The 23,328-nt window shown below is 63.9% G+C and carries 21 protein-coding genes and 2 riboswitches; of the genes, 16 read left to right on the forward strand and 5 right to left on the reverse strand.

All coding sequences use genetic code 11. The features are described 5' to 3' along the window. The first annotated feature begins 298 nt into the window (after window positions 1-298). The 9 genes from ACSJJU_RS10555 (at window position 299) to cobO (ending at window position 12,107) form a co-directional block, all read left to right on the forward strand. Complete coding sequence (locus tag ACSJJU_RS10555) at window positions 299-817, forward strand: hypothetical protein (RefSeq protein WP_435915390.1); 519 nt, start codon at window positions 299-301, stop codon at window positions 815-817. 138 nt (window positions 818-955) lie between these two features. Next, a riboswitch (cobalamin riboswitch) is annotated at window positions 956-1,205 on the forward strand. Window positions 1,206-1,411: 206 nt separating this feature from the next. After that, entirely contained in the window at window positions 1,412-3,289 is a 1,878-nt protein-coding gene (locus ACSJJU_RS10560; RefSeq protein WP_435915391.1) for a TonB-dependent receptor plug domain-containing protein, read from the forward strand. An 80-nt stretch (window positions 3,290-3,369) separates the two neighbouring features. Then, a complete protein-coding gene (locus ACSJJU_RS10565) occupies window positions 3,370-3,975 on the forward strand; it encodes a DUF7676 family protein (RefSeq protein ID WP_435915392.1) in 606 nt (201 codons plus the stop codon). A gap of 26 nt (window positions 3,976-4,001) precedes the next feature. Then, window positions 4,002-4,835: an ABC transporter substrate-binding protein gene (locus ACSJJU_RS10570; RefSeq protein WP_435915393.1), complete on the forward strand. Its 834-nt coding sequence runs from the start codon at window positions 4,002-4,004 to the stop codon at window positions 4,833-4,835. Beyond that, window positions 4,832-5,866 carry a FecCD family ABC transporter permease gene (locus ACSJJU_RS10575; RefSeq protein WP_435915394.1) on the forward strand — a complete coding sequence of 345 codons (1,035 nt, stop codon included), beginning with the start codon at window positions 4,832-4,834 and terminating at the stop codon, window positions 5,864-5,866. Before ACSJJU_RS10570 ends, ACSJJU_RS10575 begins: the two co-directional genes overlap by 4 nt. Next, the gene (locus ACSJJU_RS10580) at window positions 5,863-6,684 is read left to right on the forward strand and encodes an ABC transporter ATP-binding protein (protein WP_435915395.1); all 822 of its coding nucleotides are present in this window, start codon (window positions 5,863-5,865) and stop codon (window positions 6,682-6,684) included. Before ACSJJU_RS10575 ends, ACSJJU_RS10580 begins: the two co-directional genes overlap by 4 nt. Next, a complete protein-coding gene (gene cobW / locus ACSJJU_RS10585; protein WP_435915396.1) occupies window positions 6,681-7,715 on the forward strand; it encodes a cobalamin biosynthesis protein CobW in 1,035 nt (344 codons plus the stop codon). Before ACSJJU_RS10580 ends, cobW begins: the two co-directional genes overlap by 4 nt. Before the next feature lies 1 nt (window position 7,716). Next, entirely contained in the window at window positions 7,717-11,481 is a 3,765-nt protein-coding gene (gene cobN / locus ACSJJU_RS10590) for a cobaltochelatase subunit CobN (RefSeq protein ID WP_435915397.1), read from the forward strand. After that, window positions 11,478-12,107: a cob(I)yrinic acid a,c-diamide adenosyltransferase gene (gene cobO, locus ACSJJU_RS10595; protein WP_435915399.1), complete on the forward strand. Its 630-nt coding sequence runs from the start codon at window positions 11,478-11,480 to the stop codon at window positions 12,105-12,107. The genes cobN and cobO overlap by 4 nt, the downstream gene beginning before the upstream one ends. Here cobO and ACSJJU_RS10600 read toward each other — a convergent pair. After that, on the reverse strand, window positions 12,104-13,015 hold the full coding sequence (locus ACSJJU_RS10600) for an ABC transporter substrate-binding protein (RefSeq protein ID WP_435915401.1): 912 nt from the start codon (window positions 13,013-13,015) through the stop codon (window positions 12,104-12,106). The two genes, cobO and ACSJJU_RS10600, sit on opposite strands and share 4 nt — an antisense overlap. A gap of 60 nt (window positions 13,016-13,075) precedes the next feature. On the opposite strand from ACSJJU_RS10600, the gene ACSJJU_RS10605 reads away from it, so the two are divergent. Then, on the forward strand, window positions 13,076-14,080 hold the full coding sequence (locus ACSJJU_RS10605) for a FecCD family ABC transporter permease (RefSeq protein ID WP_435915402.1): 1,005 nt from the start codon (window positions 13,076-13,078) through the stop codon (window positions 14,078-14,080). Beyond that, window positions 14,077-14,853 carry an ABC transporter ATP-binding protein gene (locus tag ACSJJU_RS10610; RefSeq protein WP_435915404.1) on the forward strand — a complete coding sequence of 259 codons (777 nt, stop codon included), beginning with the start codon at window positions 14,077-14,079 and terminating at the stop codon, window positions 14,851-14,853. Before ACSJJU_RS10605 ends, ACSJJU_RS10610 begins: the two co-directional genes overlap by 4 nt. 15 nt (window positions 14,854-14,868) lie before the next feature. On the opposite strand, the gene ACSJJU_RS10615 is transcribed toward ACSJJU_RS10610, so the two are convergent. Then, a complete protein-coding gene (locus tag ACSJJU_RS10615) occupies window positions 14,869-15,570 on the reverse strand; it encodes a glutamine amidotransferase (RefSeq protein ID WP_435915405.1) in 702 nt (233 codons plus the stop codon). 111 nt (window positions 15,571-15,681) lie between these two features. On the opposite strand from ACSJJU_RS10615, the gene ACSJJU_RS10620 reads away from it, so the two are divergent. The 5 genes from ACSJJU_RS10620 (at window position 15,682) to cobS (ending at window position 19,846) form a co-directional block, all read left to right on the forward strand. Then, window positions 15,682-16,593, forward strand: a complete 912-nt coding sequence (locus ACSJJU_RS10620) for a LysR family transcriptional regulator (RefSeq protein WP_435915406.1) — start codon at window positions 15,682-15,684, stop codon at window positions 16,591-16,593. Between the two features lie 84 nt (window positions 16,594-16,677). Continuing rightward, window positions 16,678-16,866, forward strand: a riboswitch (cobalamin riboswitch). A 145-nt stretch (window positions 16,867-17,011) separates the two neighbouring features. Further along, window positions 17,012-17,419, forward strand: coding sequence for a DUF1636 domain-containing protein (locus tag ACSJJU_RS10625; RefSeq protein ID WP_435915407.1), 408 nt, complete (start codon window positions 17,012-17,014; stop codon window positions 17,417-17,419). After that, a complete protein-coding gene (gene cobT / locus ACSJJU_RS10630; protein ID WP_435915408.1) occupies window positions 17,416-18,459 on the forward strand; it encodes a nicotinate-nucleotide--dimethylbenzimidazole phosphoribosyltransferase in 1,044 nt (347 codons plus the stop codon). Before ACSJJU_RS10625 ends, cobT begins: the two co-directional genes overlap by 4 nt. Further along, window positions 18,456-19,073: a histidine phosphatase family protein gene (locus tag ACSJJU_RS10635; RefSeq protein WP_435915410.1), complete on the forward strand. Its 618-nt coding sequence runs from the start codon at window positions 18,456-18,458 to the stop codon at window positions 19,071-19,073. The genes cobT and ACSJJU_RS10635 overlap by 4 nt, the downstream gene beginning before the upstream one ends. Next, on the forward strand, window positions 19,070-19,846 hold the full coding sequence (gene cobS / locus ACSJJU_RS10640; RefSeq protein ID WP_435915411.1) for an adenosylcobinamide-GDP ribazoletransferase: 777 nt from the start codon (window positions 19,070-19,072) through the stop codon (window positions 19,844-19,846). Before ACSJJU_RS10635 ends, cobS begins: the two co-directional genes overlap by 4 nt. Here cobS and ACSJJU_RS10645 read toward each other — a convergent pair. The 3 genes from ACSJJU_RS10645 to ACSJJU_RS10655 are packed head-to-tail and all read right to left on the reverse strand — an operon-like array spanning window position 19,814 to window position 23,222. Further along, entirely contained in the window at window positions 19,814-21,298 is a 1,485-nt protein-coding gene (locus ACSJJU_RS10645; protein WP_435915412.1) for a cobyric acid synthase, read from the reverse strand. The genes cobS and ACSJJU_RS10645 overlap by 33 nt on opposite strands. Next, entirely contained in the window at window positions 21,286-22,236 is a 951-nt protein-coding gene (gene cbiB / locus ACSJJU_RS10650) for an adenosylcobinamide-phosphate synthase CbiB (protein ID WP_435915413.1), read from the reverse strand. Before cbiB ends, ACSJJU_RS10645 begins: the two co-directional genes overlap by 13 nt. Then, complete coding sequence (locus ACSJJU_RS10655) at window positions 22,233-23,222, reverse strand: threonine-phosphate decarboxylase (RefSeq protein ID WP_435915414.1); 990 nt, start codon at window positions 23,220-23,222, stop codon at window positions 22,233-22,235. Before ACSJJU_RS10655 ends, cbiB begins: the two co-directional genes overlap by 4 nt. Window positions 23,223-23,328: the final 106 nt, after the last annotated feature.

A 23,328-nucleotide genomic window follows, 5' to 3' on the forward strand; every position in this document is an offset into this window, starting at 1 on the left:
CCTTCACATTGCGTTCGGTCGGACCTTGCCCTCCCTTCGGCTGAACCGGTCGGCTCATTTACCGTGGCCAGAACCTGGCCTGACAGCAGCTTGCTTCCGGCTATACCATCGGCAACAGAACCTCAAGCCGTTGATTATAAGACTTTTGGAGACCGCGGCGATCAACGAGATCAGTCCAATGCGGGTCCGGTTTGGCCAGAATTTGCCTTTCAAAAAAACTTGACGGGCACACACCAATCCGTCATCCCGCCTCGCTCCGCTTACCGAGGGCGGTAGACCCCAGCCCGGCCAGACGAACATGTTCAGTCAAACGACAGGACCGAACAACGAACCGGATCACGTGCGCATTCGCAGCATTGTAAGCCAAGTCCGCACGGAAACCGCTGCTGAGATATGCGTAAGCGTAGCAGGAGACCTTCCCCTCGGACTGAAGGTTCATGCCGGCGATCGCGATGCCACGCTCAAGCGACTGATGAAGCAATCCGGCGCCGTCATCGTGCGGACTGCGCGAGAGTGCGCGTTTCCCCTGGCTATGGCGAACCATGCAGAGAAACTGCGTGATGCCATCGTGCAAAAGCTTTCCGCCATCGCGCAGAAACCCTTAAGCCCGCGGCAAGTTAAAAAAATCCTGTCAATCAGCCCGGCCGAGCGGCTGCGCTGGAGCAAGGATGGCCGACTGCGCCAGTCGGGAACCGCCCAGATCCTGCGGGGCTCCACGATCCGGCTCTCCACCTATCCGCCCCAGGAAATAGAGCGGCTCCTTTCAAAACCAGAGATCATCACTGCCTGGCGACAGGTCGATTGCGAGCAACCCTGACGTGGTCTTGACTTGCCTCTCCGCCCAGCGTTCGAGCGATTTTATCGACTGTCGGGTGTTCCTCAGGCGCGCAAAACGCTGTATTGAAATTATCAAACAAGCCGCTATGAACTGAGCCTGGTTGATTCGCTTGCCGGATCAACCGCTGATCGCGCCGGTGCCCTTTGGGCATAATATGGGAATGTGGTGCGAACATACGCCGGGCAACCGACGCCTGTTCAATTCCACAGCTGTCCCTGCAACTGTAAGCGGTGAGCGAGATGGACACGCCTCTCCCGTCCAAAGGAGGGGCAGCCACTGGGCGGTGCCAAGCACCACAAGCCTGGGAAGGCCGACCATCAAGCGATGACCCGCGAGCCAGGAGACCTGCCGGCGTTAGGTCGCTCTTGCTTTGATCCAGGGGATGGTCGAGGCACGGTATTTCTCCGTCTGAGCGACGAACAAAGTGGCGGGAGCCACTGTGCGCGCGGCAGAGGGAGACAGGCGTCCTCCATTTTTCGCGTGCAATGCCGTTCGTCTATCCGCTGCTAATGGCGGAGGCTCGCGCATGTTCCCGCCGTCCCGAATCTGCTCGGACGCCGGAAGACCAGACGTATGAAATTCGTTTTCTCAACCCTGATGGCAACGACAGCCCTCAGCCTGCTTCCAACCCTTGCGCACGCGGACAGCGCGGCCGATGATGCTGGCACGATCGTGGTTTCTGCCAGCCGCCTGCCGCTTGAAGCGCGTGAGATCGGCAGCGCCTACACCGTTGTCAGCCGCGAAGACCTCAACCTTGGCCAGATCACCTTTGCCAAGGAGGTCTTTCAGGATCTGGCGGGCGTTCAGGTCACCACCGACCGCCCCGGCGATAACGTCAACATCAGCGTGCGCGGCTCGGATAACGACCAGGTTCTGTTCCTGATCGACGGCATTGAGCTTGGGGATCCCAGTTCCACCAGCACCCAGTATCAGGCCGACCACCTCATCACGGCCGACATCGAGCGTATCGAACTGCTGCGCGGCAATCAAAGCTCCCTTTATGGTTCGGACGCCATCGGCGGCGTTGTGAACATCATCACCCGCCGTGCAACGGAAGACGGCGTGCGTCTCAGCGCCCAGGGCGAATATGGCGCGCACAACACCTGGAACGGCGGCGCGTCGTTGCTCGGCAAGCACGGCAAGCTGGATTATCGCATCACCGCCACCGGCTATAGCCACGATGGCCCCTCGCTGGCCGACCCGCGAACCGGACCGGCAACGGAAAGGGATTCCTACTGGCGCTATGGCATTTCCGGCCGTACCGGCTACCAGCTCTCCGATACGGTTGAGTTGCAGGCCATCGGCTTCTGGCAGAAGGCCGATTCCGACCTCGACAACACGGGGTCTGACAACAGCAACACCGTCACCAAGACGGAGTACGCCTTTGCTGGTCAGGCGCGCTATAAAAGCCGGGATGGTCGCCTGAATGCGGATGCAACCGCAAGCCGCTATGTCGCCGAGCGCCTGTATTATGGCCCCTCCTATTCTGATGATGGCGACCTTTACCGCGGCACCAAAGACAGCGCCTCGGCCAATGTTAACTACAAGCTGAACGACGTGATCAGCCTGGCTGTCGGCGGCAATATCGAGCGTGAAAAAACCAAGCAGGTGACGCTCTACAGCGGTGACTTCTATGCTCACGTCACCACCAAATCGATCTATGGCGAGTTGGCCGTACGCCCGCTGGAAAACCTCACCTTCACGGGCGCAGCGCGCATTGATGACAATAGCCGCTTCGGCACGTTTGACACCTATCGCGTCACCGGCGCCTATGTGATCGAAGACGCGGTCGGCGGCAGCCAGATCAAGCTGCGGGCCAGCTATGGCACGGGTGCCAAAGCGCCGGGCCTCTATCAGCTGTTTGACCCGACCTATGGCAATCCGGATCTGGATGTCGAAACCAGCAAGGGCGGCGATGTCGGCATCGACTGGTCGTTCGGCGACACGGTCACGGCGCAGGTCAGCTATTTCTTCAGCCATACCCGCAATGAAATCGTCTGGGATTCCGGCGTCGGCCAGTGGGGCGGCTACACCCAGTATGGCCGCACCCGCAAGTCTGGCGTAGAGCTTGCTCTCCAACTCCGCCCGACCGACTGGCTGAGCGTTCAGCAAACATACACTTACCTGACCGCAGAAGAAGACAGCGACGAAAACGGCAGCTACTTCGACATGGGCCGCCCGAAGAACAGCGGCAGCACCATGGTCACGCTGACGCCGATCGAGGATGTGAGCGTCAGCGTGCGCGCCCGCTACCGCAGCCGCAATGCCTCCAGCTATGGCGGTGCGACCGACGGTTACACCGTGTTTGACCTGATGTCGTCCTGGCAACTGAACGACCGGCTGGAGGTCTATGGCCGCGTCGTGAACGTCTTCGACAAGCACTATCAGGTCAGCTGGGGCAAGAACACGCTCGGGGCGAGCGTTTATGGCGGTCTCCGGGTCAACTTCTGATCCGGGCATTTGAGAAGCGGGGGGGTGCCAATGCACTGCCCCGCATCCCCCTCCCTTTCTGAATCTTGGAGATGCCCGCCATGACTTCTCCCGACTTTCCGGCAGCCCGACAGCCCATATTGATGCAGGAGCGCCGTGCCCCTGACGGGCGCGTGCGCGCCCATGTATGGCCCCTGCCTCTTGCGCAGGACTGGCTCGAGGCCCTGTTCCGCGACCTGTTTGAAAATCACTGGGACAAACTGATCTTCGGCCCGATGATTGAAGGCGGCGCGTATGAGTTGCGCTGCCCGGGCAAGCCCAGGTCGATCAACGTCGGCGGCGGCTATTTTACCGTACACTGGGGCCGGGGCGGCCACTTTCACTTGTGTATCGGCGAGAACAAGGGGTCGCCGGAATTTCCGACCCCGCCCGAGCTTGTGGCCCATCGCCGCCCCGGCTCTGCGGAACTCGTTCGCTGCCTCGACAAGAACGGTCACCCGGTCACCTGGTCGCTGCAAATGAAGAACGGCCACGGCGAGTCAACACTGTCGATTTATTTCCCCAACCCGTTCCTGACCGATGAGGACGGAATTGCCGATACGCCGGACTTCTCGCGTCTGGCGCTCTGGCATTATGTGCTGGATGCTTATGCAGGCGTTCAGCCTGACGGTCTGGATCGCCTTGGCAAGGGCTTCCGCGCCGGATGACGCGCGCCCGCCTCTGGAGAAGCGCAGTGGCGGTCCTGCTTGTGACCGCCGCTGTGGCTCCGGCCACGGCGGCGGTGCCGCGCGTCGCCTCATACGGCCTGTGCGCAGACCAGATGGCGCTAATGCTGGCCGACCGCGACCAGATCGTGGCCGTCTCCGATCAGGCGACAGGCCCCCTCTCCCACTATGCCGCCCGGGCCAAAGGTCTGCCTGTGACACGGGGGAGCGCCGAAGAAATTATCGCCAGCGGCGCGCAGGTGTTCCTGACCAGCGACAACCTCAATCCCTACACCGCCAAAGCGCTGGCCCAGACGAACATCACAGTTCTCACCCTGCCCCTTGCCAATTCGTGGGCCGATGTGGAAGACCTGACCCGCAGTGTTGCCCGTGCGTTGCAACAATCCCGGCGCGGCGAGGCCATTCTTGCGGACATGCACCGGCGGCTTGAGCGGCTGGCGCGGGACAAACCGGCAACCCTTCCGCGCGTTGTCTACTATCGTCCCGATGGCGGCGGGGCAGGACGAGGCACCTTCGTGGACATCGCCATTGAAGCTGCCGGCTTTGCCAACCTGCAACGCGAAATCGGCATTGACGGCTGGCGCGGCGTGCCCCTTGAGAAGGTGGTTCTCAGCCCGCCCGATGCGTTCATCACCAGCTATTTCGACACGAACCGGCGCAACGCCAATTTCCTCCGGCGCAACCCGGTCCTCTGGGGAACCGCACGGCTCCGGCCGACCATCGACGTGCCAGGAAAATACTGGAATTGCGGCACCCCGCTCCTGGTCCTGGCCGCCGAGACCATGGCCAACGAGCGCAAGCGCCTGTTCCCTGCAACACCTGCAAGGGAGGCGCGACCATGACCGCCACGGTTGCCGCAAAAGACACGGGAAGCCGCTTCCTGCTGCGGCCCCGCACCCTGTCTCTGCTGCTCGGTCTTGCCATTGCCTGCATGATGCTGGCGTCGCTGCGGATCGGTTACACGCCCTTGTCCACCGCAACCCTGCTCAAGGCGGCTGTCGGCCAGTCTGAAGCTGCCTATAACACCATCGTCCAGCATCTGCGCCTGCCGCGAACCCTGCTGGCGGTTTTGGTCGGCGCCGCTCTGGGCGGCTCGGGCGCTTTGTTGCAAGGCCTGTTGCGCAATCCGCTGGCCGAGGCCGGCACCCTCGGCATTGGCAGCGCCGCTGGCCTCGGCGCGGTGATTGCGCTCTATTTCGGCTTCGCCAGCCTATCGCCCGTCCTGCTGCCGCTCTTCGCCATGACGGGCTCCATCGTTTGCATGGGGCTACTGCTGGTCGTCTCGCGACGCGCCAACACAACGCTCACCCTTGTGCTGGTCGGCATCGCCATCAGCAGCTTGTGCGTGGCGCTCACCTCTCTGGCAATGAACCTGTCGGCATCGCCATGGGCGGTTGCGGAAATCGCCATGTGGCTGATGGGCTCGCTGCGCGATCGCACCATGGCCGAAGTGAGCCTTGCCGCGCCCTTCATTCTGCCCGGCCTTGCCCTGATGCTTCTGGCGGCACCACGCCTCGACACCCTCTCCCTTGGCGAGGACACCGCGCGCAGCCTCGGCCAGAATATCGATCGCACGCGCTGGCTCATCATCGCCGGCACCAGCCTTGCGGTTGGCGCCAGCGTCTCCGTCTCCGGCAGCATCAGCTTTGTCGGCCTGATTGTGCCTCACATGATCCGCCCACTCTTGGGTCACCTGCCGGGGCGCGCCGTTCTGCCGTCCATGCTGGGCGGTGCGCTCATCGTCCTGACGGCCGACACGCTTGTGCGCGTCATCGCCGTCGGCCCGGAATTGCGGCTGGGCGTGGTGACTGCGCTCGTCGGCAGTCCGTTGTTTCTGCGCATGGTGTTCCGCCTGCACCGGAGGCCGGAATGACTGGGCATACAACCCTGATTGCAGAAAGCCTGAGCTTGCATCACGCCGGTGGCGGAGGTGTTAGGAACCTTTCCTTCTCCGCTGCGGGAGGTGCGCTTGTCGGTCTGATCGGCTCCAATGGCGCGGGCAAAACCACTCTCTTGCGGTTGCTTGCCGGTCTTTCCCGGCCCGATGCCGGGCGCGTAATGCTGGAGGGGATACCTCTGGCGACGCTGCCCGAGCGCACCCGCGCCCGGCGGCTGGCTTATCTGGCGCAAAGCACCACGGTGCATTGGCCGGTCTCTGCCCGAACCGTAGTTGAGATGGGCCGGGTGCCGCACGCGGGCACTCTTGATCGCCTCAAGCCAGCTGATCACGATGTCGTCGCGCAGGTTATCGCGCGCACCCGCATCGAGGCACTGGCAGACCGGTCCGTTGACACCCTGTCCGGGGGCGAGCGGGCGCGCGTCCTGCTGGCCCGGGCGCTTGCGGTTGAGGCGGACGTCCTGCTGGTCGATGAGCCGCTGGCAGCACTTGACCCGCACCATGCTCTTGCCACCCTGCAACTGCTGCGCCGCGAAGCGGAACGGGGGCGGCTGGTCATCGTCGTCTTGCACGACCTCAGCCTCGCCAGCCGCTGGTGCGAACGGGTGTTGCTGCTCAGTCACGGCAAGCTGGTTGCCGACGGCGCACCGCAGACCGTCTGCACGCCGGACAATCTTGCGCGTCACTACGACATCACCGCGTTTCATGGCCGCCATGAAGGGCATTCCTTCGTGGTGCCCTGGGCCACCACTGCGACCGCCGCCCCCCGCGGCCAATCCGGAGACCGTCAATGAAGAAAGTTCCAGCAACCGTCATCACCGGCTTTCTGGGCGCCGGCAAAACCACCCTCATCCGCCACGTGCTGCAAAATGCCGGGGGACGGCGCCTCGCCCTCATCATCAACGAGTTCGGCGATATTGGCGTCGATGCGGATCTGGTGCGCGGCTGCAATGACGAAGCCTGCCCGGCCGACCGGATTGTGGAACTGGCAAACGGCTGCATCTGCTGCACCGTGGCCGACGATTTTCTGCCCACCATGCAGATGCTGCTGGATCGGGACGATCGCCCCGACCACATCATTATCGAGACCTCCGGCCTTGCCCTGCCCAAGCCGCTGATCCAGGCGTTCCAGTGGCCCGACATCCGCACCCGCGCCACCGTCGATGGCGTGATCGCCGTAATCGATGCCGAGGCTGTGGCCGCCGGACGCTTCGCATCCGATGAAGAAGCCATCGCCGAGGCCCGCAAGGCGGACCCCGAACTCGATCACGACAATCCGCTCGAAGAGCTGTTCGAGGATCAGCTCATCTGCGCGGATTTGGTGCTCCTCAACAAATGCGATCTGGTCGATGTCCCTGCCCTGATGGCGGTTCAGTCCCGCGTGGCAGCCTCTGCCCGATCCGAGGTCAAGGCGATCCCGGTCCAGAACGGGCAGATCGATCCGGGCGTCCTGCTGGGGCTGGGCGTTGCGGCGGAAGACGACCTTGCTGCGCGCCCCTCGCACCATGACACCGAAGAGGATCATGACCACGAGGATTTTGACTCCTTTGTCCTTGAGGCCGGCGATATTGCTGACCTGAACGGCTTTGCGGCGAAGCTGGCCCCGATCATCAACGCCCACGACATTTTCCGCATCAAGGGCATGGTCAGCGTTGCGGAGCGACCGGTGCGCGCCGTGTTGCAGGGGGTTGGCCCGCGCTTGCAGCATTATTTCGACCGGCCATGGCAGCCAGAGGAAACCCGCGCCACCCGCCTCGTCGTCATCGGGCGGCATGGCATGGATCGTGCGGCCATTGAAGCGGCTATTCTGAAGATCGCCTGCTGATATGCACCTGCTCGCCGTCACGCCCGGACAGATCTCGGATGGTGAAGAGGCGGTTGATCTCGGCCAGTCGCCGGGAGACATCCTTATCCTCACCACTGCCGACAGTGAACTGACCTGCTTTGCCCGCGCCGCTTCCCAGTGCGCGGCAGCCGGGGTGACGGTGCGGCTGGCGAACTTGCTGCAACTGCGCCATCCCTATTCGGTTGACCTCTATCTCGATCAGGTCATCGCTCACGCCCGCTTCGTTGCCGTCGTGCTGCTGGGCGGCCGGTCCTACTGGCCCTACGGCATCGACCGGATTGCCGAGATGGCGCGCGAGCGGGGCATTGTTTTTGCCGCCTTGTCAGGCGATGCGGAGGATGACCCGGACCTGAGCCGGGCCTCGACCCTGCCGCGCGAAAGCCGCCGTCTGATGCAGGCGTGTCTGCGCCATGGCGGCGTCGGCAATGCCGCGCTCTTTCTGCACGAGGCGATGCATCTCATTGGCAGAAGAGATGCCCATGCGCGCATGCCGGAGGCTCTTTCCGATGTGGGCCTTCATGCTCCGACCGACTGCGCGCCGACACTGGAGGACATCCGGAAAACATGGGATCCGGACAAGCCCACGGCCCTTTTCGTATTCTATCGCGCCCTGGCCGCCGCCGGCACGCTGGAGGCAGTCGATGCGATGATTGCCGCGCTTGAGGCGCGCAGCTTCAATGTCTTGCCGGTCTATGTGAGGGGGCTGCGCGAAGCCAAGGTCATCGACTGGCTGCGCGCAACGCTTGAGGAAGTGCGGCCAGACGTTATTCTCAATGCCACCTCCTTTGCCGCCTCCAGCCTTGGCGAGCCGCGGACCGGCAGCGTACTGGAGGAGGCCGACTGCCCCATTCTGCAAACCTGCCTTGCGGCTGTGCGCGAGGAAGACTGGCAGCAGAGCAGCGTTGGCCTTGGCGCACGCGACCTTGCCATGAACGTTGCCCTGCCGGAGGTGGACGGGCGCATCTTCACCCGCGCCTATGCCTTCAAGAGCAAGGCCCGGTTCGATCCATTAACCGAATGCACATTGGTCGAGCCGCAGATCGCGCCCGACCGCGCAGAATTCATTGCCGCCTTTGCCGCCAACTGGGCACGGCTGAGGCGCCTGCCGCCCGCCGGGCGCCGGGTCGCGCTGGTGCTGGCCAACTACCCCAACCAGAACGGGCGGATCGGCAATGGCGTCGGTCTCGACACCCCGGCGGCCTGCCTTGAAATTCTGAACGCACTGGCGGTTGCTGGCTATGCGATTGCCGACATGCCCTCTGACGGGCAGGCCCTGATGTCGCGCCTTGTCTCAGGCGTAACCAATGCCATCGGCAGCGCACAGATCGGCAGCGAGGCCACCTTGCCGGTTTCGGATTACAAGGCATGGTTCGCATGCCTGCCCGCTGAGGTGCAAGAGACAGTCACGCAGCGTTGGGGACTGCCTGAAACCGACACCTTCGTATGCGACGGCCAGTTCCAGCTGCCCATCCATTGCTTCGGATCCGTCGTTGTCGGCATCCAGCCGGCTCGCGGCTATAACATTGATCCCAAGTCCAGCTGTCACGACCCGGATCTGCCGCCCACCCATGGCTATCTGGCGTTCTATTGCTGGCTGCGCACACGCTTTGACTGCCATGCCATGGTCCATGTCGGCAAGCACGGCACCGCCGAGTGGCTGCCGGGCAAGGCGCTCTGCCTTTCCGCCGCCTGTTTTCCCGAAGTCGTGGCTGGCCCGGTGCCGCAGATCTACCCGTTCATCGTCAACGATCCGGGCGAAGGCACTCAGGCCAAGCGGCGCATCGGCGCGGTTATTCTCGACCATTTAACGCCTCCCCTCACCCGCGCCGAAAGCCATGGCCCGCTGCGCCAACTGGAAGCCCTGATCGATGAATATTATCAGGCCATGAGCATGGATGCGCGCCGCCTGCCCGGCCTGAAGCGCGACATTCTCGACCTTGCGCACCGCAACGGCCTTGCCGTTGATGCAGGCGTTGGCACGAATGACGATGATACCCTTGCGAACCTCGACAATTACCTGTGCGACCTGAAGGAACTTCAGATCCGCAACGGGCTGCATATTTTCGGCCGCAGCCCGGAGGGGCAGTTGCGGCTGGACCTGCTGATCTCTCTGGCCCGCACGCCGCGCCACGGCAGATCGGCAGATGACCCCGGCGCGCAATCGCTTTTGCGGGCGCTGGCCGATGATTTCCAACTGGGATTTGACCCGCTCGATTGCGTGCTGAATGCGCCTTGGCACGGCCCGCGCCCGGAGGCGCTCGCCCGCGTTTGCAGCGATTTATGGCGCACCACGGGCGATACGATCGAGCGGCTGGAGGAATTTTCCCTGCACCTCGTCAGCGGCAAGGCTCAGCCGCCCGGCCCGGCATCTGCCGCAGTTTTGAACGCCATTGAAACGGACCTTGCCCCTCGGGTGGATGCCTGCGGTCCCGCCGAGAGGGTAGCCTTGCTGACCGCGCTCGATGGCCGCTTCGTTGCGCCCGGCCCGTCCGGCGCGCCGACGCGCGGCCGACCCGATGTTCTGCCGACCGGACGCAACTTCTATTCGGTCGACACGCGCAGCGTACCGACGCCCATGGCCTGGCGGCTGGGCGAGCAGTCCGCCCGGCTGCTGGTGGAGGATTACCTCCAGCGCGAAGGCGTGTGGCCCAAGGCCATGGCGGTGACCGCGTGGGGCACCTCCAACATGCGCACGGGCGGCGATGACATCGCGCAAGCTTTGGCGCTGATGGGCGTGCGTCCGCGCTGGGAGTGGAGCAGCGGACGCGTGACCGGCTTCGAGGTGATCAGCATCGCTGAACTCGGCCGTCCGCGCGTTGATGTCACGTTCCGCATCTCCGGTTTTTTCCGCGATGCTTTTCCTGAGCAGATCGCCCTTCTCGACAGCGCGGCGCGCGCCGTCATGGTCATGGAGGAAAATGAAGACGACAATCCCGCCGCCGCCCGCTTCCGCGCGGAACAGCACAAACTGGAAGCCGCGGGAGTATCGCCCGAACAGGCGGCGCTGCGCGCCGGCAACCGGGTTTACGGATCGCGCCCCGGCGCCTATGGCGCAGGCCTGCAAACCCTGATCGACGAGCGGATCTGGGAGACCCGCGCTGATCTGGGAAAAATGTATCTCGAATGGGGCAGCTATGCCTACGGCGGCGGTCAGGATGGCATCAGCGACCTTCCCGGATTTTCCGCCCGGCTGTCGCAGGTTGATGCGAGCGTCCACAATCAGGACAACCGGGAACATGATCTGCTCGACAGCGATGACTATTACCAGTTCGAGGGCGGCATCGCCGCTGCCATCGAACATCTGACCGGACGGGCGCCCCTGTCCTATCACCTTGACCACAGCCGCCCCGAAAAGCCGGTCGTGCGCACGCTCGATCAGGAAGTGGCGCGGATCGTCCGTGGTCGCCTGACCAACCCCAAGTGGATCGAGGGCGTGATGCGCCACGGTTACAAGGGCGCGTTCGAGATTGCCGCCAGCATCGACTATCTATTCGGCTTTGCCGCCGCCACCAATGCCGTGCGCGATCACCATTTCGACGCGGTCTTCAGCGCTTATATCGAGGATGAGCGCGTGCGGGCGTTCCTCAAGGACCACAATCCCGATGCCCTTCAGGAAATCATGGCGCGCCTTGCCGAGGCGCTGGAGCGCGGGCTGTGGCAGCCCCGCTCCAACAGCACCGCCATAAGCCTGCAGGACCTGCGCAACACCCTTGCAAACCGTCCCCCGGAAGGAGAGATCCCATGACCGAGACACCGGCCGCCACCGGCAAAGTGCGCACCGAGGAAGAGCATGCCGCGCGCATGAAGAAAAAGCAGGCGGCGCGCGCCAAGATCGAGGCGACCAAGACCCGCGAGAAGGGCCTGCTCATCGTCCACACCGGCAAGGGCAAAGGCAAGACGACGGCCGCCATGGGCATGGTGCTGCGCTGCATCGGCCATGGCAAGAAGGCCGGCGTCGTACAGTTCGTCAAAGGCGCGTTGCAGACCGGCGAGAAGGTGGTGTTTGACGCCTTTCCCGACCTCGTCGAATTCCGCCCCATGGGCGAAGGCTTCACCTGGAACACGCAAAACCGCGTCCGGGATATGGAGATGGCACGTCAGGCCTGGGAAGAGGTCAAGCGGATGATCAACGACCCCACCTACCATCTGGTGCTGGCGGATGAGCTGAACATCGTCCTGCGGTTCGACTACCTGCCGATTGACGAAGTGCTTGAAGTGCTGGCGGCAAGGCCAGAGATGAAGCACGTGGTCGTGACCGGCCGCAATGCGCCGCAAGCGCTCATGGACATGGCGGATCTGGTCACGGAAATGACCGAGATCAAACACCCTTACCGGGCAGGCATCAAGGGTCAGCCCGGCATCGAGTTCTAACGCTTATGTGCAATGCCTGCCCTGCCCGCACTGGCCTGCCTGTCGTGCGCCTCGATCTGCTGAACGAGCTGGCGGACCGCCTCGACGTAGGTCGGCCCGCCGCAGACCGTCAGCGACTGGGGCAGCACAAGGCGAGGAATATGGGCAAGGGCCGGGTGCTGAAGCATTTCCGTTCCCTGATCCGTCACCCGCAGCGCATCCGCCTCGACGATCAGGAAGTCGGGGCGGGCTGCAACGATTTCCTCAAGGCTGATCTGGGCCAGCACCGGCTTGCCCAAGCGCTCTGCAAGGTTTTCAAGGCCCGCCCGGCGCATCATCTCATCGACCAGCGTGCCGGTTCCGGTCATGAATCCGCGACGCTGGTAATAAGCTGCCACACGCCCCCGGCCCGCCGGGTGAATATCTGCAAGGCTCGCCTCCATTTGGCGGATGAGCGCCTCGCCGCGTTCGGTATGGCCGACAGCGGAAGCAACATCCCGGATTTGTGCCTTGATGTCCTCGTAGCTGTTTGCCGTATGGACAGGCTGTATCGGAATGTTCTGCGCCGCCACATGCGCGGCAACGCCCACGCGCCGCTGGCTGGAGGCAATCACGAGATCCGGTTTCAGTTTCAGCACTTCCTCAACCGTTCCGCCCGTGTACGGCAAGGCCGCTGCCTCCCGGCTGACCGCCGACATGACCGGATCCCGGGCAAATCGCGTCAGGGCTGCAATCTGCCCTTTGTCCGCCAGCGCGACGAGGTACTGATCCGCACACATGTTGAGCGAGACGATGCGCGCAGGCGCGGCCTGCGCCACGGTCGCCGAAAATACAAGGGCATGGAGCGCAACGCTACACATCGCCCAGACCCTCCATCCCTGCTTCATGTTCGCACCAACCCCGGATAAATCCTGACTGGCTGCCGACATGAGACATTTCCACCCGGGACACAAGTGTGACGGGACGACCGATCGAAGCCGAGGTCATTTGTGAAGACGCCAGAAAACGAAACATCGCGGAAAAATCTGATAAGCCTGCTCTTGATCCTGATTGCAGGAACGGCGGCAACCTCTCTGTTGTTTGGTCCCGTCAATCTCTCCTTTGGCGAACTCTGGGCCGCACTTCTGGCCAAGGGCGATCCGGTTGACCAGATTATTCTCTGGCAACTGCGCCTGCCGCGCACGGTGCTGGCGTTGCTGGTTGGCGGCATGCTGGGCCTCGCCGGTGCGGTCCTGCAGGGATATCTGCGCAATCCTTTGGCCGAACCCTCCGTGCTTGGCGTTTCCAATGCGGCAGCGCTCGGGGCCGTCATCGCCCTTTATTTCGGGCTGGCGGAGCTGAATGATTTCCTCCTGCCGCTCCTGTCGATTGCCGGCGGGCTTGGCGCGCTGGCACTCCTGTTCGGACTGGCCGCCCGCCGCGACACGATCCTCAGCCTCATCCTCGGCGGCATCGCCATCGGCACGCTGGCAGGCGCGGCCATCAGCCTTGCGCTCAATCTGTCGCCCAATCCATTTGCCGCCATGGAAATCACCACTTGGCTGCTCGGATCCCTTGAGAACCGCTCCCTCACCCATATCTGGATTGCCCTTCCCTGCATTCTGTTCGGCGCAGGGCTGCTGCTGCGCACAGGTCCGGCCCTTGATGCCTTGTCGCTCGGCGAAGACTGCGCCGTCAGCCTTGGCGTTGATCTTCGGCGTTTGCGCCTTTTCATCGGCATCGGCGTTGCGCTTGGCGTGGGCGGTGCGGTTGCCGTCTCAGGCGCCATCGGCTTCATCGGCCTGATCGTGCCGCATCTGGTCCGCCCGCTGACCAGCCGCAATCCATCGGCAGTTCTGCTGCCCTCGTTTCTGGGCGGTGCTGCGCTGCTGACCGGAGCCGATGTGCTGGTGCGGCTGATCCCTTCCACCAATGAGTTGAAGTTGGGAGTCGTCACCGCATTTCTCGGTATCCCTGTGTTCGTCTACCAGCTGCTGCGGGAGCGTCGGATATGAACGGGTTGCGCATACACTCGCTTGAGGTGCAATTGGGCAACCGGCTGGCTCTCAGCGATATAAAGGCCGAGTTTTTGCCGGGCCGCCTCCATGCCATTCTCGGCCCCAATGGCGCGGGCAAATCGACCCTGCTGCGGGCGCTTGTTGGAATCGAACCTGCTATCCGCAGCGAGATCTTTCTGGACGGCCAGCCCTTGAGCGCCCTCTCGCGCCGCCAGCGCGCCCAAAGCATGGCCTATCTGCCGCAAAGTCCGGTGGTGCATTGGGGCATGACCGCACGGCGCGTCGTGGCATTGGGACGCCTGCCCTACACCCATGGCCACACGCGCCTCAGCGGCGGGGATGAGGACGCCATCACCCGCGCCATGACGGAAACGGATACGCTTGGCTTTGCGAACCGGCCGATCGACCAGCTTTCAGGCGGTGAGCGTGCCCGCGTGCTGCTGGCCCGCGCCCTGGCGGTCGAGGCACCGATCCTGCTTGCCGACGAGCCGCTCGCCGCTTTGGATCCTGGGCACCAGATCGATGTGATGCGCTTGCTGCTGGATCAGGCGCGACGCGGCAAGACAGTCATCACGGTGCTGCACGATCTGACGCTGGCCAGCCGCTACTGCGACACGGTGCTGGTGTTGGACAATGGCCGCGTAGCAGGCGCGGGAGCGTCCGATATCGTGCTAACACCAGAGCTGCTCGCCCGCGTTTACGGCATCACTGCGCTGCGCCAAACGGAGGACGGGCGGACTATTCTCTATCCGAGGGGTCGTGCGGGTTGATGGAGAAGACGCAAGTCATCCGGCGTTGCCGCGTCTGAGAACATACTCTGCGAACAAACGGAGCAAACGGGCCGCCTCTGGCGTGTCAGGCGCATCTTCCGGATACGCCCCCGGGGCGAGACGGGCCTGATAAGCCTGAATAGCCGTGGCGGAAAACTCCGGATGGAATTGCACGCCCCAGGCGCAATCGCCAAAGCGAAACGCCTGACACGGCTCCTGCGAACTCCAGGCAAGGCGGACCGCACCCGGCGGCAGAGCAAGGACGGACTGCTCATGCACCACATGGGCGGGAAACACCTGCGGCATGTGTTGGAACAGCGGATCGGATTGCCCGACTTCCAGCTGATGCACCATAATGGTTCCCAACTCCCGCCCGTCAGCCCGGTATCCCACAACGCCGCCAAGCGCATGGGCAAGCAATTGGTGCCCAAAGCAGATGCCAAGCACCGGAACCCTGGCCTCCACGCAGCGGAGCAGCCATTGGCCGAGTTGCTCGCTCCACGGTGCCCTGTCGCTGACCATGGCATGCGACCCTGTCACCACCACGCCGGCAACCGAGGCCGGCTCTGGCAAGTCAGGCGCTTCGCGCGCATCCACATGCGAGACATCGCACGTCAGGCCCAGACCTTCAGCAATCCAGTCATGAAAATCACCGATCCGGGTACGTAGGTCTGCAAAGGTCTCGCCAGCGCGAACGATGATAAGGGCTCTGGACATGGCAACGCTCCTGACAGGGCCGATCAGACAGGTCGAACAGGCCTCTTGCGCCAGGATAGCAAACCTGAAAAGAAGCAATAATCGCCGCCGAACTGCAAAGACTTGTTCCTCATGCGCATAAATCATGATGTCGCGCTGTTGCCCGATATGGCCCTGTTCGCCCAAGTGGTGGAGGCGAGCAGTTTCTCCGAAGTCGCCAGAAAGCGCGGCATGACACCCTCTGCCGTCAGCCGCTCGATCGCGCGGCTTGAGCGCGCCACCGGCACCCGCCTGCTGCATCGCACAACCCGAAAGCTGAGCCTGAGCGAAGCGGGCACAGAGATGTACCAGCATTGCCGCGACATGCTGGATGCCGCCCGCTCGGCTTTGCAGGTCGCGCACCAGCGCGAGATGCGACCTGCCGGAAAACTGCGCGTGAGCAGTCCGCGTGCCCTTGGGCGCTTTTTTGTCCATCCCCACATCGCCCCGTTTCTGCGCACCTATCCAGACGTTGATGTCGAGCTGCGGCTGGATGACCGCCCTCTCGACCTTTATGATGGCGATATTGACCTGGCGTTTCGGGTGACGGATGATCCGCCGGCCAGTCTGATGGGCCGCAAGCTGTTCCGGATCGAACATGTCATCTGTGCAACGCCGGCCTATCTCGACCAACACGGCCGCCCACAGCACCCTCGAGACCTGAAAGGTCATAGCTGCATTGCCTTAAGTCGGGCCGTTGACGACTCCCGCTGGCGATTCACCCGGGCCGGCAAGACGATCAGCGTGGATATTGAGGGTCGTTATACAGTCAATCACGCCGGTGTCCGGCTTGATGCGGTCTTGAGCGGGATAGGCTTCGGCAGCCTGTCGTTCTTCATGGCCAGGGACGCGTTAGAAGCAGGCCTGATCGAACAGGTATTGCCCGCCTGGGCCTTCAAGACCAACTATCACGGCGACGTCTGGTTGCTGTATCCGCCGACCCGCTATCTCCCTGCCAAAGCGCGATGCTTTATCGACTTCATTGCTGAGCGCCTTCAGGCCTGACCTTCGCAAGAAAACCCAACCGGCCTGCCGCACAAATCCGCGTAGAACGGCCAAACGGGTTGACGGCAAAGCGGCAATATTCATATGACCCCACGTGCAACAGGTTTCCCCTTTGGGGAATGAAAACGGGAACGGGGTGTAAATCCCCGGCTGTCCCTGCAACTGTGAGCGGCGAGTCTGCGGTCATGAAGCCATTGGGAATTTCTCCCGAGAAGGCGACCGGCACGGCGATGACCCGCAAGCCAGGAGACCTGCCTGTTGTCGTCGTCTATCGGCCGGCCAGGGACTGCCGGACGAACGGGACCTCCCCGCATGACGGCATGAGCGCCCTTTGACCTGCTGCCACGTGCAGCAGCGCGAGGGGCATCTGTTGTGAACCATGGCCTGCGCTCTCCCGCAGGCCGACGGGAGAGGCAATATGCTCACCCCAGTTGATGATGTGGCGGCCGTTGTCGTGTGCAACACCTGCCGCTTCGCCAAGGATCAGCCATCCGACGCTGCTGGCCGCCGCGGCGGGCGGGTGCTGGCAGACACCTTGCGCGGCGTCCAGCAAACACGTCCCGAATACGCCGCTGTCGCCATTCAGGAAATGCCCTGCCTGTTCGCCTGCAGCGAGCATTGCACCGTGCATCTGCGGGCGCCGGGCAAGATCGGCTATGTGCTTGGGCGCTTCAACCCAACGGCCGAGGATGCCGCCGCCATTCTCGACTATGCCGTCCGCTACGCCGCCAGCCCCGAGGGCGTGGTGCCCTACAAGGACTGGCCCGAAGGCGTCAAAGGCCATTTCATCACCCGCATGCCTCCAGCCGGATTTGTTGCAGAATGACCCTGTTTCCTGATCGCGCCGCGTTCGACGCCGCGCTGGCCGCGCTTCCTGAACCGGCTGCAATGGCCATTGAGAGCGCGCGTGCGCACCAGAAAAGTCTGTGCAAGCCGGAAGGCTCGCTCGGACGTCTTGAAGACATCGCCGTGTTCATGGCGGGCTGGCAGGGAACGCCGCACCCCAGGCTGCGCCGCGGCCAGACCATCGTCTTTGCCGGCAATCATGGCATTGCACGCTATGGCGTCAGCGCCTTTCCGCCCGAACTCACCTGCGGCATGGTCGAGAACTTCGAGCGCGGCGGTGCTGCCATCAATGCGCTCTCCTTGACGGCAGGGCTCGACTTTAAGGTGGTGGCGCTCGACCTTGACCGCCCGACGAGCGACTTCACCACCGGCCCTGCCATGAGCGAATCCGAGACGCTGGCTGCGCTGTCGGCAGGCGCTGCGGCGGTTGAGGACGATCTCGACCTGCTCGTCATCGGCGAGATGGGCATCGCCAATACCACTACCGCCGCCGCGCTCGCCTGTCTGGTTTATGGAGGCGAACCGGCCGAATGGGTCGGGCGTGGCACCGGCATCGACACGGCAGGTGTTGCGCGCAAGACCGACGTGGTCGAGCGGGCCATGGCAGTGCATCGCGAGACGCCGCGCACGGCGCTCGACCTGCTGGCGGCAGTGGGCGGACGCGAACTGGCCGCCATGGCGGGCGCTGTGCTGGGCGCGCGGCTGAAGCGCATTCCGGTCGTTCTCGACGGCTTCATCTGCTGCACCTCGATCGCGCCGCTGGTTATGCAGAATTCTGACATTCTTCATCACTGCATTGCCGGGCACCAGTCGGAGGAGCCGGGGCATGGCCGGGTGCTGAAACACTTTGGTCTGTCGCCCCTCCTGCGCCTGAACATGCGGCTGGGCGAGGCGAGCGGCGCTGCTGTTGCGACTCTCCTGATCCGAGCAGCGCTCGCCACGCATACGCAAATGGCAACCATCGAGGAGGCCCTCGCCGGTGCTGCGCCGCGCCCGCGGGTTGCCGAGCCGGCCGAATGACCGCAGCGCCATCCGGTGCCTGTTCTCCCTGGCCGCTCTGGCTGCTGCGCCATGGCACGCCGGTTGAAACCGGTGTGCTGCTCGGCTGGACCGACGTCCCCCTGTCCGGCAAGGGGGCGCAGGCGGCCGAGGCGCAAGCCGGGCGGCTGGCGCAACAGGGCATCCAGCGGATCATCACATCCGACCTGACCCGGTGCCGGGAAACGGCAGCGGTCGTGGGAAAGCACCTTGGCCTGCCGGTGATGGACGATGTGCGCTGGCGCGAGGTGAACTTCGGCCTGTGGGACGGGATGGCCCCCAACGCGCTCCCGCAGGACAGCCTCTCACGGTTCCAGACGGACCCGGACCTCCACCCGCCGCCTGGCGGGGAGCGCTGGCAGGATTTACGACTGCGCGTGGGCGAAGCACTGGAGGCGTTGGAGCCGCAGGCGACGCTTATTGTTGCTCACGGCGGCAGCATGAGGGCCGCGCTTTCGATCCTCCTCGACTGGCCGCTCGATCACTGCTGGGCAGTTGATCTGCCCTATGGGATTCTGGTCCGCCTTAACCTGTGGGAGACGTGCCCGCGCACCGCCCAGCTGACCGGGCTTTTTCGGGTGGAGGATGGGCTGTGACAGCAAGTGCCCCGACAAGTACGGGTATCAAGCTTCATCTGAAGCAGGCGATGCTGGCCATTCAGTTCATGACGCGCGTGCCCCTGCCCGCGCTTGACGTCTCCGCCGCTGATTTTCAGGCGGCCATCCGCTGGTTTCCGCTGGCGGGTCTCGTCGTCGGCAGCGCCGTCGCCCTCGCCTTTACACTGGGAAATCTCATCAGCCCGTGGCTCGCCGCCCTTGCAGGCGTTGCCGCATGGGTGTGGGTGACAGGCGCGCTCCATCTGGATGGCCTTGGCGATCTGGTGGACGGCCTGGCGGCAAGCCATGGCGACCCAGACAAGCTGCGCGCCGTCATGAAGGATCCGCATATCGGCAGCCTCGGGGTCAGCGCTTTGGTCCTGCAACTGCTGGCCAAGACGATCCTGCTGCACGAGGTGGCGCTTGCCCCGTACCCGCACGCCGCCATGCTGATGGCGGTGTTGCTCATCCCGGCCCTGGCCAGGATCGGGCCGCTGCTGTGGACGCTGTGGCTTCCGCCCCTGCACGCAGGCCTCGGCTCAACGTTTCGCGCAGGCGCAGGCCCGCTCTGCCTTGCGCTCTGGACCATCGGGCTCCTGGCGCCAGCCCTTCTCATCGCGCCCGCACTTTGGGCAACCGTGGGGCTGCTCGTACTCTGGGGCGTCTGGCTTAAACGCAAGCTGGGCGGCGTTTCGGGCGACTGCCACGGCGCAGGCATCGAACTGTGCGAGACCGGACTGTTACTTGCCCTGATAATTGCCAGCACGCTCTGACAGCGCAATCAGCGCGTCTACGTCCACATGCTGTTCAAGCCTTTCGGCAATGGCATCAAGCGCTTCATCCACCACAGCTGCGTGATCCGCCCCGCCTGCAACAGGACTGCCCCCAAGCAGCCGCACCCATGCGCTGCGCTGCGCGGCCTTGTTGAACAGCCCATGCACATAGGTCCCCATGATCCGCCCGTTTGCGGACATGGCGCCATCCGGCCTGCCATCCTCCAGCAGCGCCATCGGCCGCGCGGTGTCAGGGCCAATGGTCGTGCCGATGTGCATCTCGTAGCCATCAAACGCCGCATCAAGCGCCGTGCCCGCAACGGTGCGCAGCGCCTTGACACCAGCCAGCACCGTATCGACCGCCAAGAGCCCAAGTCCATTGACCTCGCCCGCCGGACCTTCGACACCGCTCGGATCAGCGATGGTGCGGCCCAGCATCTGGTATCCGCCGCAGATGCCCAGCACGCGCCCGCCGCGCCGCACATGAGCCAGGAGGTCGATATCCCAGCCTTCGGCCCGCAGGAATTCAAGGTCGGCAATCGTCGCCTTGGATCCGGCCAGCACCACAAGGTCTGCATCAACGGGCAGCGGTGTGCCGGGGCGGATCATCCGCACCTCTACGCCCTCGGTCTGGGCCAAGGGATCAAGGTCATCAAAGTTGGAGAGACGCGGCGTGATCGGACAGGCGATGACGAGCGGCTTGTCCTCGGCCACCGTTACCGGCGCGCGCTCCAGCACCACCGCATCTTCACTCGGCAGCCGGGCGACCTCGGCCAGCCATGGCACCACCCCGAAGCCGCACCAGCCGGACAGCGCCTCAATCTGGCGGTAGCCATCCTCGAACAGGGCGGGGTCGCCCCGGAACTTGTTGATGAGGAAACCCGCGATCATCCGAGCATCGGCCGGATCGATAACCGTCTTCGTGCCGACGATCGAGGCGATAACTCCGCCCCGGTCGATATCGCCCACCAGAACAACCGGCACGTCGGCGGCGCGGGCAAACCCCATGTTGGCGATGTCCCCTGCGCGCAGGTTAATCTCGGCGGGCGAGCCTGCGCCTTCCACAACGACAATGTCAGCCGACACCTGCAACCGCGCATAGCTGGCCATCACGTCGTTCAGCAAAGCGGCGCGCGCTTCCCGATAATTGCCCGCGCGCAAACGTCCGCGCACCCGGCCATGCACCACAAGCTGGGAGGTGCGATCCGCCTGCGGCTTGAGCAACACCGGGTTCATTTCGACTGTCGGCAGCACCCGGCAGGCTTGCGCCTGCAATGCCTGCGCCCGGCCGATCTCGCCGCCATCGACCGTCACGGCCGCATTGTTCGACATGTTCTGCGGCTTGAAGGGGAGAACCTTGAGGCCGCGATTGACCAGCGCCCGGCAGAGCCCGGCCACCAGCACCGACTTGCCCACATCCGAGCCTGTGCCCTGAAACATCACAGCAGCCATGCCAGCCCTCCGATCAGAACCACCGCCAAGCCGCAGGCCCGGCGATACAGCCGCAGCGCGGCATCAATATCCTGGCTCCCCAGATCCGCACGACCACTGCCGATCCAGGGCTTTGCGTGGCGCACGCCATCATAGACCACCGGGCCTGCAAGTTTGAGATCGAGCGCCCCGGCCATTGCCGCCTCCGGCCAGCCGGCGTTGGGCGAGGCATGATTGCGGCTATCCCGCCACATCACCCGCCAGCCACGGCCTGCGGCCAGACACACCAGAACCCCTGCCAGCCGCGCCGGAATGTAGTTTGCAACATCATCCAGACGCGCTGCCGTCCAGCCGAACGCGCGCCAGCGCAGCTCCTTGTGCCCAATGAGGCTGTCCGCCGTATTCAGCGCCTTGTAAACCCACAGCCCCGGCAGGCCCGCCACCGTCAACCAGAACAGCGGGGCCATGACGCCGTCGCAAAAACTCTCGGCCAGGCTCTCAACCGCCGCGCGGGCAACGCCCGGCGCATCCAGTGTTTCCGGATCGCGCCCGACGATCATGCCGACTGCTCTGCGCGCTCCCTCAAGGTCACCTGCAGCCAGCGCACGGGCAACCGGCACCACATGATCGTGCAGGCTCCGCACCGCCAGCCCCGGCCAGGCCAGCACGGCAACACCAAGCCAAGCCCAGCCGCCGAGGAAATTCACGAGTAACAACTGGATCAGCCAGGCTGCACCACCTGCACCGCCCAGGAGGATAGCAACGCAAAGCACCCCCAGCCCTCGCCGCGCTCCGTCAGTCAAATCCGTGCGGTTCCACGCCGTCTCGCAGCCAGTGATCAGCCGAGCGAATAACCCGACCGGATGGCCGATGCGCCGGTAGAGCCAGTCCGGCCAGCCAAGGCTCGCGTCGATCAAAAACGCCGCGACAGCCACCAGTGGCAGAGACAGACCCGTCATGCCGTCCGCCAGACCGTCAGAGCGGCCTCAAGCCGCGCATAGTCTGCCGCGCTGGCAGGCAGGCCGAGACGCAACCAGCGGGGATTGTAGCTGAACGGACGGGTGAGAATGCCATAACCGGCCAGATGCTCGAAGAGCCTTATGGCCCCGCCACGCTCCTCATCCACCTCAACCAGCTGAAACAGGGGACTGTTCCCCTGCGGATGCAACCCATGGCCTTGAAGCAGCGCCTTCAGGCGGGACGCCTCCTCTTGGAGTCGATCCCGCTCCTGCGCCTGCCATGCCGCATCCGCGTAGGCGCGACACCCTATCTCAACAGCAGCGGCATTGACGGGCCAGCTGCCGAGCAATGCCTTCATTTGGATCACAATGTCTCGTGGCCCGATCAGGAACCCCAGCCGCAGCCCCGGCAGCCCGAAGAACTTGCCGAAGGAGCGCAGCACAACGACCGGCAATTCGTCCCGGTTCCGGCGGCCTCCCCACACCTTCGAGGCAATGCTTGCTTCAGGATAAGCGTCGATGAAGGCTTCATCGACCACAAGCCAACTCCCTGCCTGCTGTTTGGCCGCTGCAATCTCGAGAAGCTGGGATGCCGTCAGCAACCGGCCATCGGGATTGTTGGGGTTGGCCAGCAACAACGTGCCCGGATCGCCCGCCCTTTCGGCAAGTTCATCGGGTGCCGCCAGGCGGCACCCCGGCAGCCCTTCTGCGTGTGTCCGGTACGCTGGCCACAGGCACGTGAAGGGAGCAGGCAATCCGGCATGAGCCAGCAGGCGCAGGCAAAGCTCGCTGCCCGGCGTTGCGCAAACATGGGGCGCGTCCACCCCGAAATATTGCGCGGCCGTTGCTTCCAGTTCAGCGAGGTGCTGCGGATCAGGCAACCGCGTCCAGTCAACGGCAGGCACCTGATCAACCGGCCAGGGGCGCGGATTGATCCCCGTTGATAAATCGACCCACGGCGTTAGAGCGTCCGGAAAACGTGCCATGGCGCAAGACACTGCGCCGCCATGGACCACCCACTGATCTGTCACGGTCTTTCCAATCTTCCAAACTGTCGGCTAAGCAGAACACCAGTTCCGGTTGGATACCCTC

It is taken from the genome of Pedomonas sp. V897 (assembly GCF_051304405.1).
Lineage (GTDB): Bacteria > Pseudomonadota > Alphaproteobacteria > Sphingomonadales > Sphingomonadaceae > Pedomonas.

Coding starts and splice junctions, on each gene's coding strand:
- ACSJJU_RS10555 (WP_435915390.1), top strand. CDS start 299: ATGTTCAGTCAAACGACAGGACCGAACAACGAACCGGATCACGTGCGC.
- ACSJJU_RS10560 (WP_435915391.1), top strand. CDS start 1,412: ATGAAATTCGTTTTCTCAACCCTGATGGCAACGACAGCCCTCAGCCTG.
- ACSJJU_RS10565 (WP_435915392.1), top strand. CDS start 3,370: ATGACTTCTCCCGACTTTCCGGCAGCCCGACAGCCCATATTGATGCAG.
- ACSJJU_RS10575 (WP_435915394.1), top strand. CDS start 4,832: ATGACCGCCACGGTTGCCGCAAAAGACACGGGAAGCCGCTTCCTGCTG.
- ACSJJU_RS10580 (WP_435915395.1), top strand. CDS start 5,863: ATGACTGGGCATACAACCCTGATTGCAGAAAGCCTGAGCTTGCATCAC.
- cobW (WP_435915396.1), top strand. CDS start 6,681: ATGAAGAAAGTTCCAGCAACCGTCATCACCGGCTTTCTGGGCGCCGGC.
- cobN (WP_435915397.1), top strand. CDS start 7,717: ATGCACCTGCTCGCCGTCACGCCCGGACAGATCTCGGATGGTGAAGAG.
- cobO (WP_435915399.1), top strand. CDS start 11,478: ATGACCGAGACACCGGCCGCCACCGGCAAAGTGCGCACCGAGGAAGAG.
- ACSJJU_RS10600 (WP_435915401.1), bottom strand. CDS start 13,015: ATGTCGGCAGCCAGTCAGGATTTATCCGGGGTTGGTGCGAACATGAAG.
- ACSJJU_RS10610 (WP_435915404.1), top strand. CDS start 14,077: ATGAACGGGTTGCGCATACACTCGCTTGAGGTGCAATTGGGCAACCGG.
- ACSJJU_RS10615 (WP_435915405.1), bottom strand. CDS start 15,570: ATGTCCAGAGCCCTTATCATCGTTCGCGCTGGCGAGACCTTTGCAGAC.
- ACSJJU_RS10620 (WP_435915406.1), top strand. CDS start 15,682: ATGCGCATAAATCATGATGTCGCGCTGTTGCCCGATATGGCCCTGTTC.
- ACSJJU_RS10625 (WP_435915407.1), top strand. CDS start 17,012: ATGCTCACCCCAGTTGATGATGTGGCGGCCGTTGTCGTGTGCAACACC.
- cobT (WP_435915408.1), top strand. CDS start 17,416: ATGACCCTGTTTCCTGATCGCGCCGCGTTCGACGCCGCGCTGGCCGCG.
- ACSJJU_RS10635 (WP_435915410.1), top strand. CDS start 18,456: ATGACCGCAGCGCCATCCGGTGCCTGTTCTCCCTGGCCGCTCTGGCTG.
- ACSJJU_RS10645 (WP_435915412.1), bottom strand. CDS start 21,298: ATGGCTGCTGTGATGTTTCAGGGCACAGGCTCGGATGTGGGCAAGTCG.
- cbiB (WP_435915413.1), bottom strand. CDS start 22,236: ATGACGGGTCTGTCTCTGCCACTGGTGGCTGTCGCGGCGTTTTTGATC.
- ACSJJU_RS10655 (WP_435915414.1), bottom strand. CDS start 23,222: ATGGCACGTTTTCCGGACGCTCTAACGCCGTGGGTCGATTTATCAACG.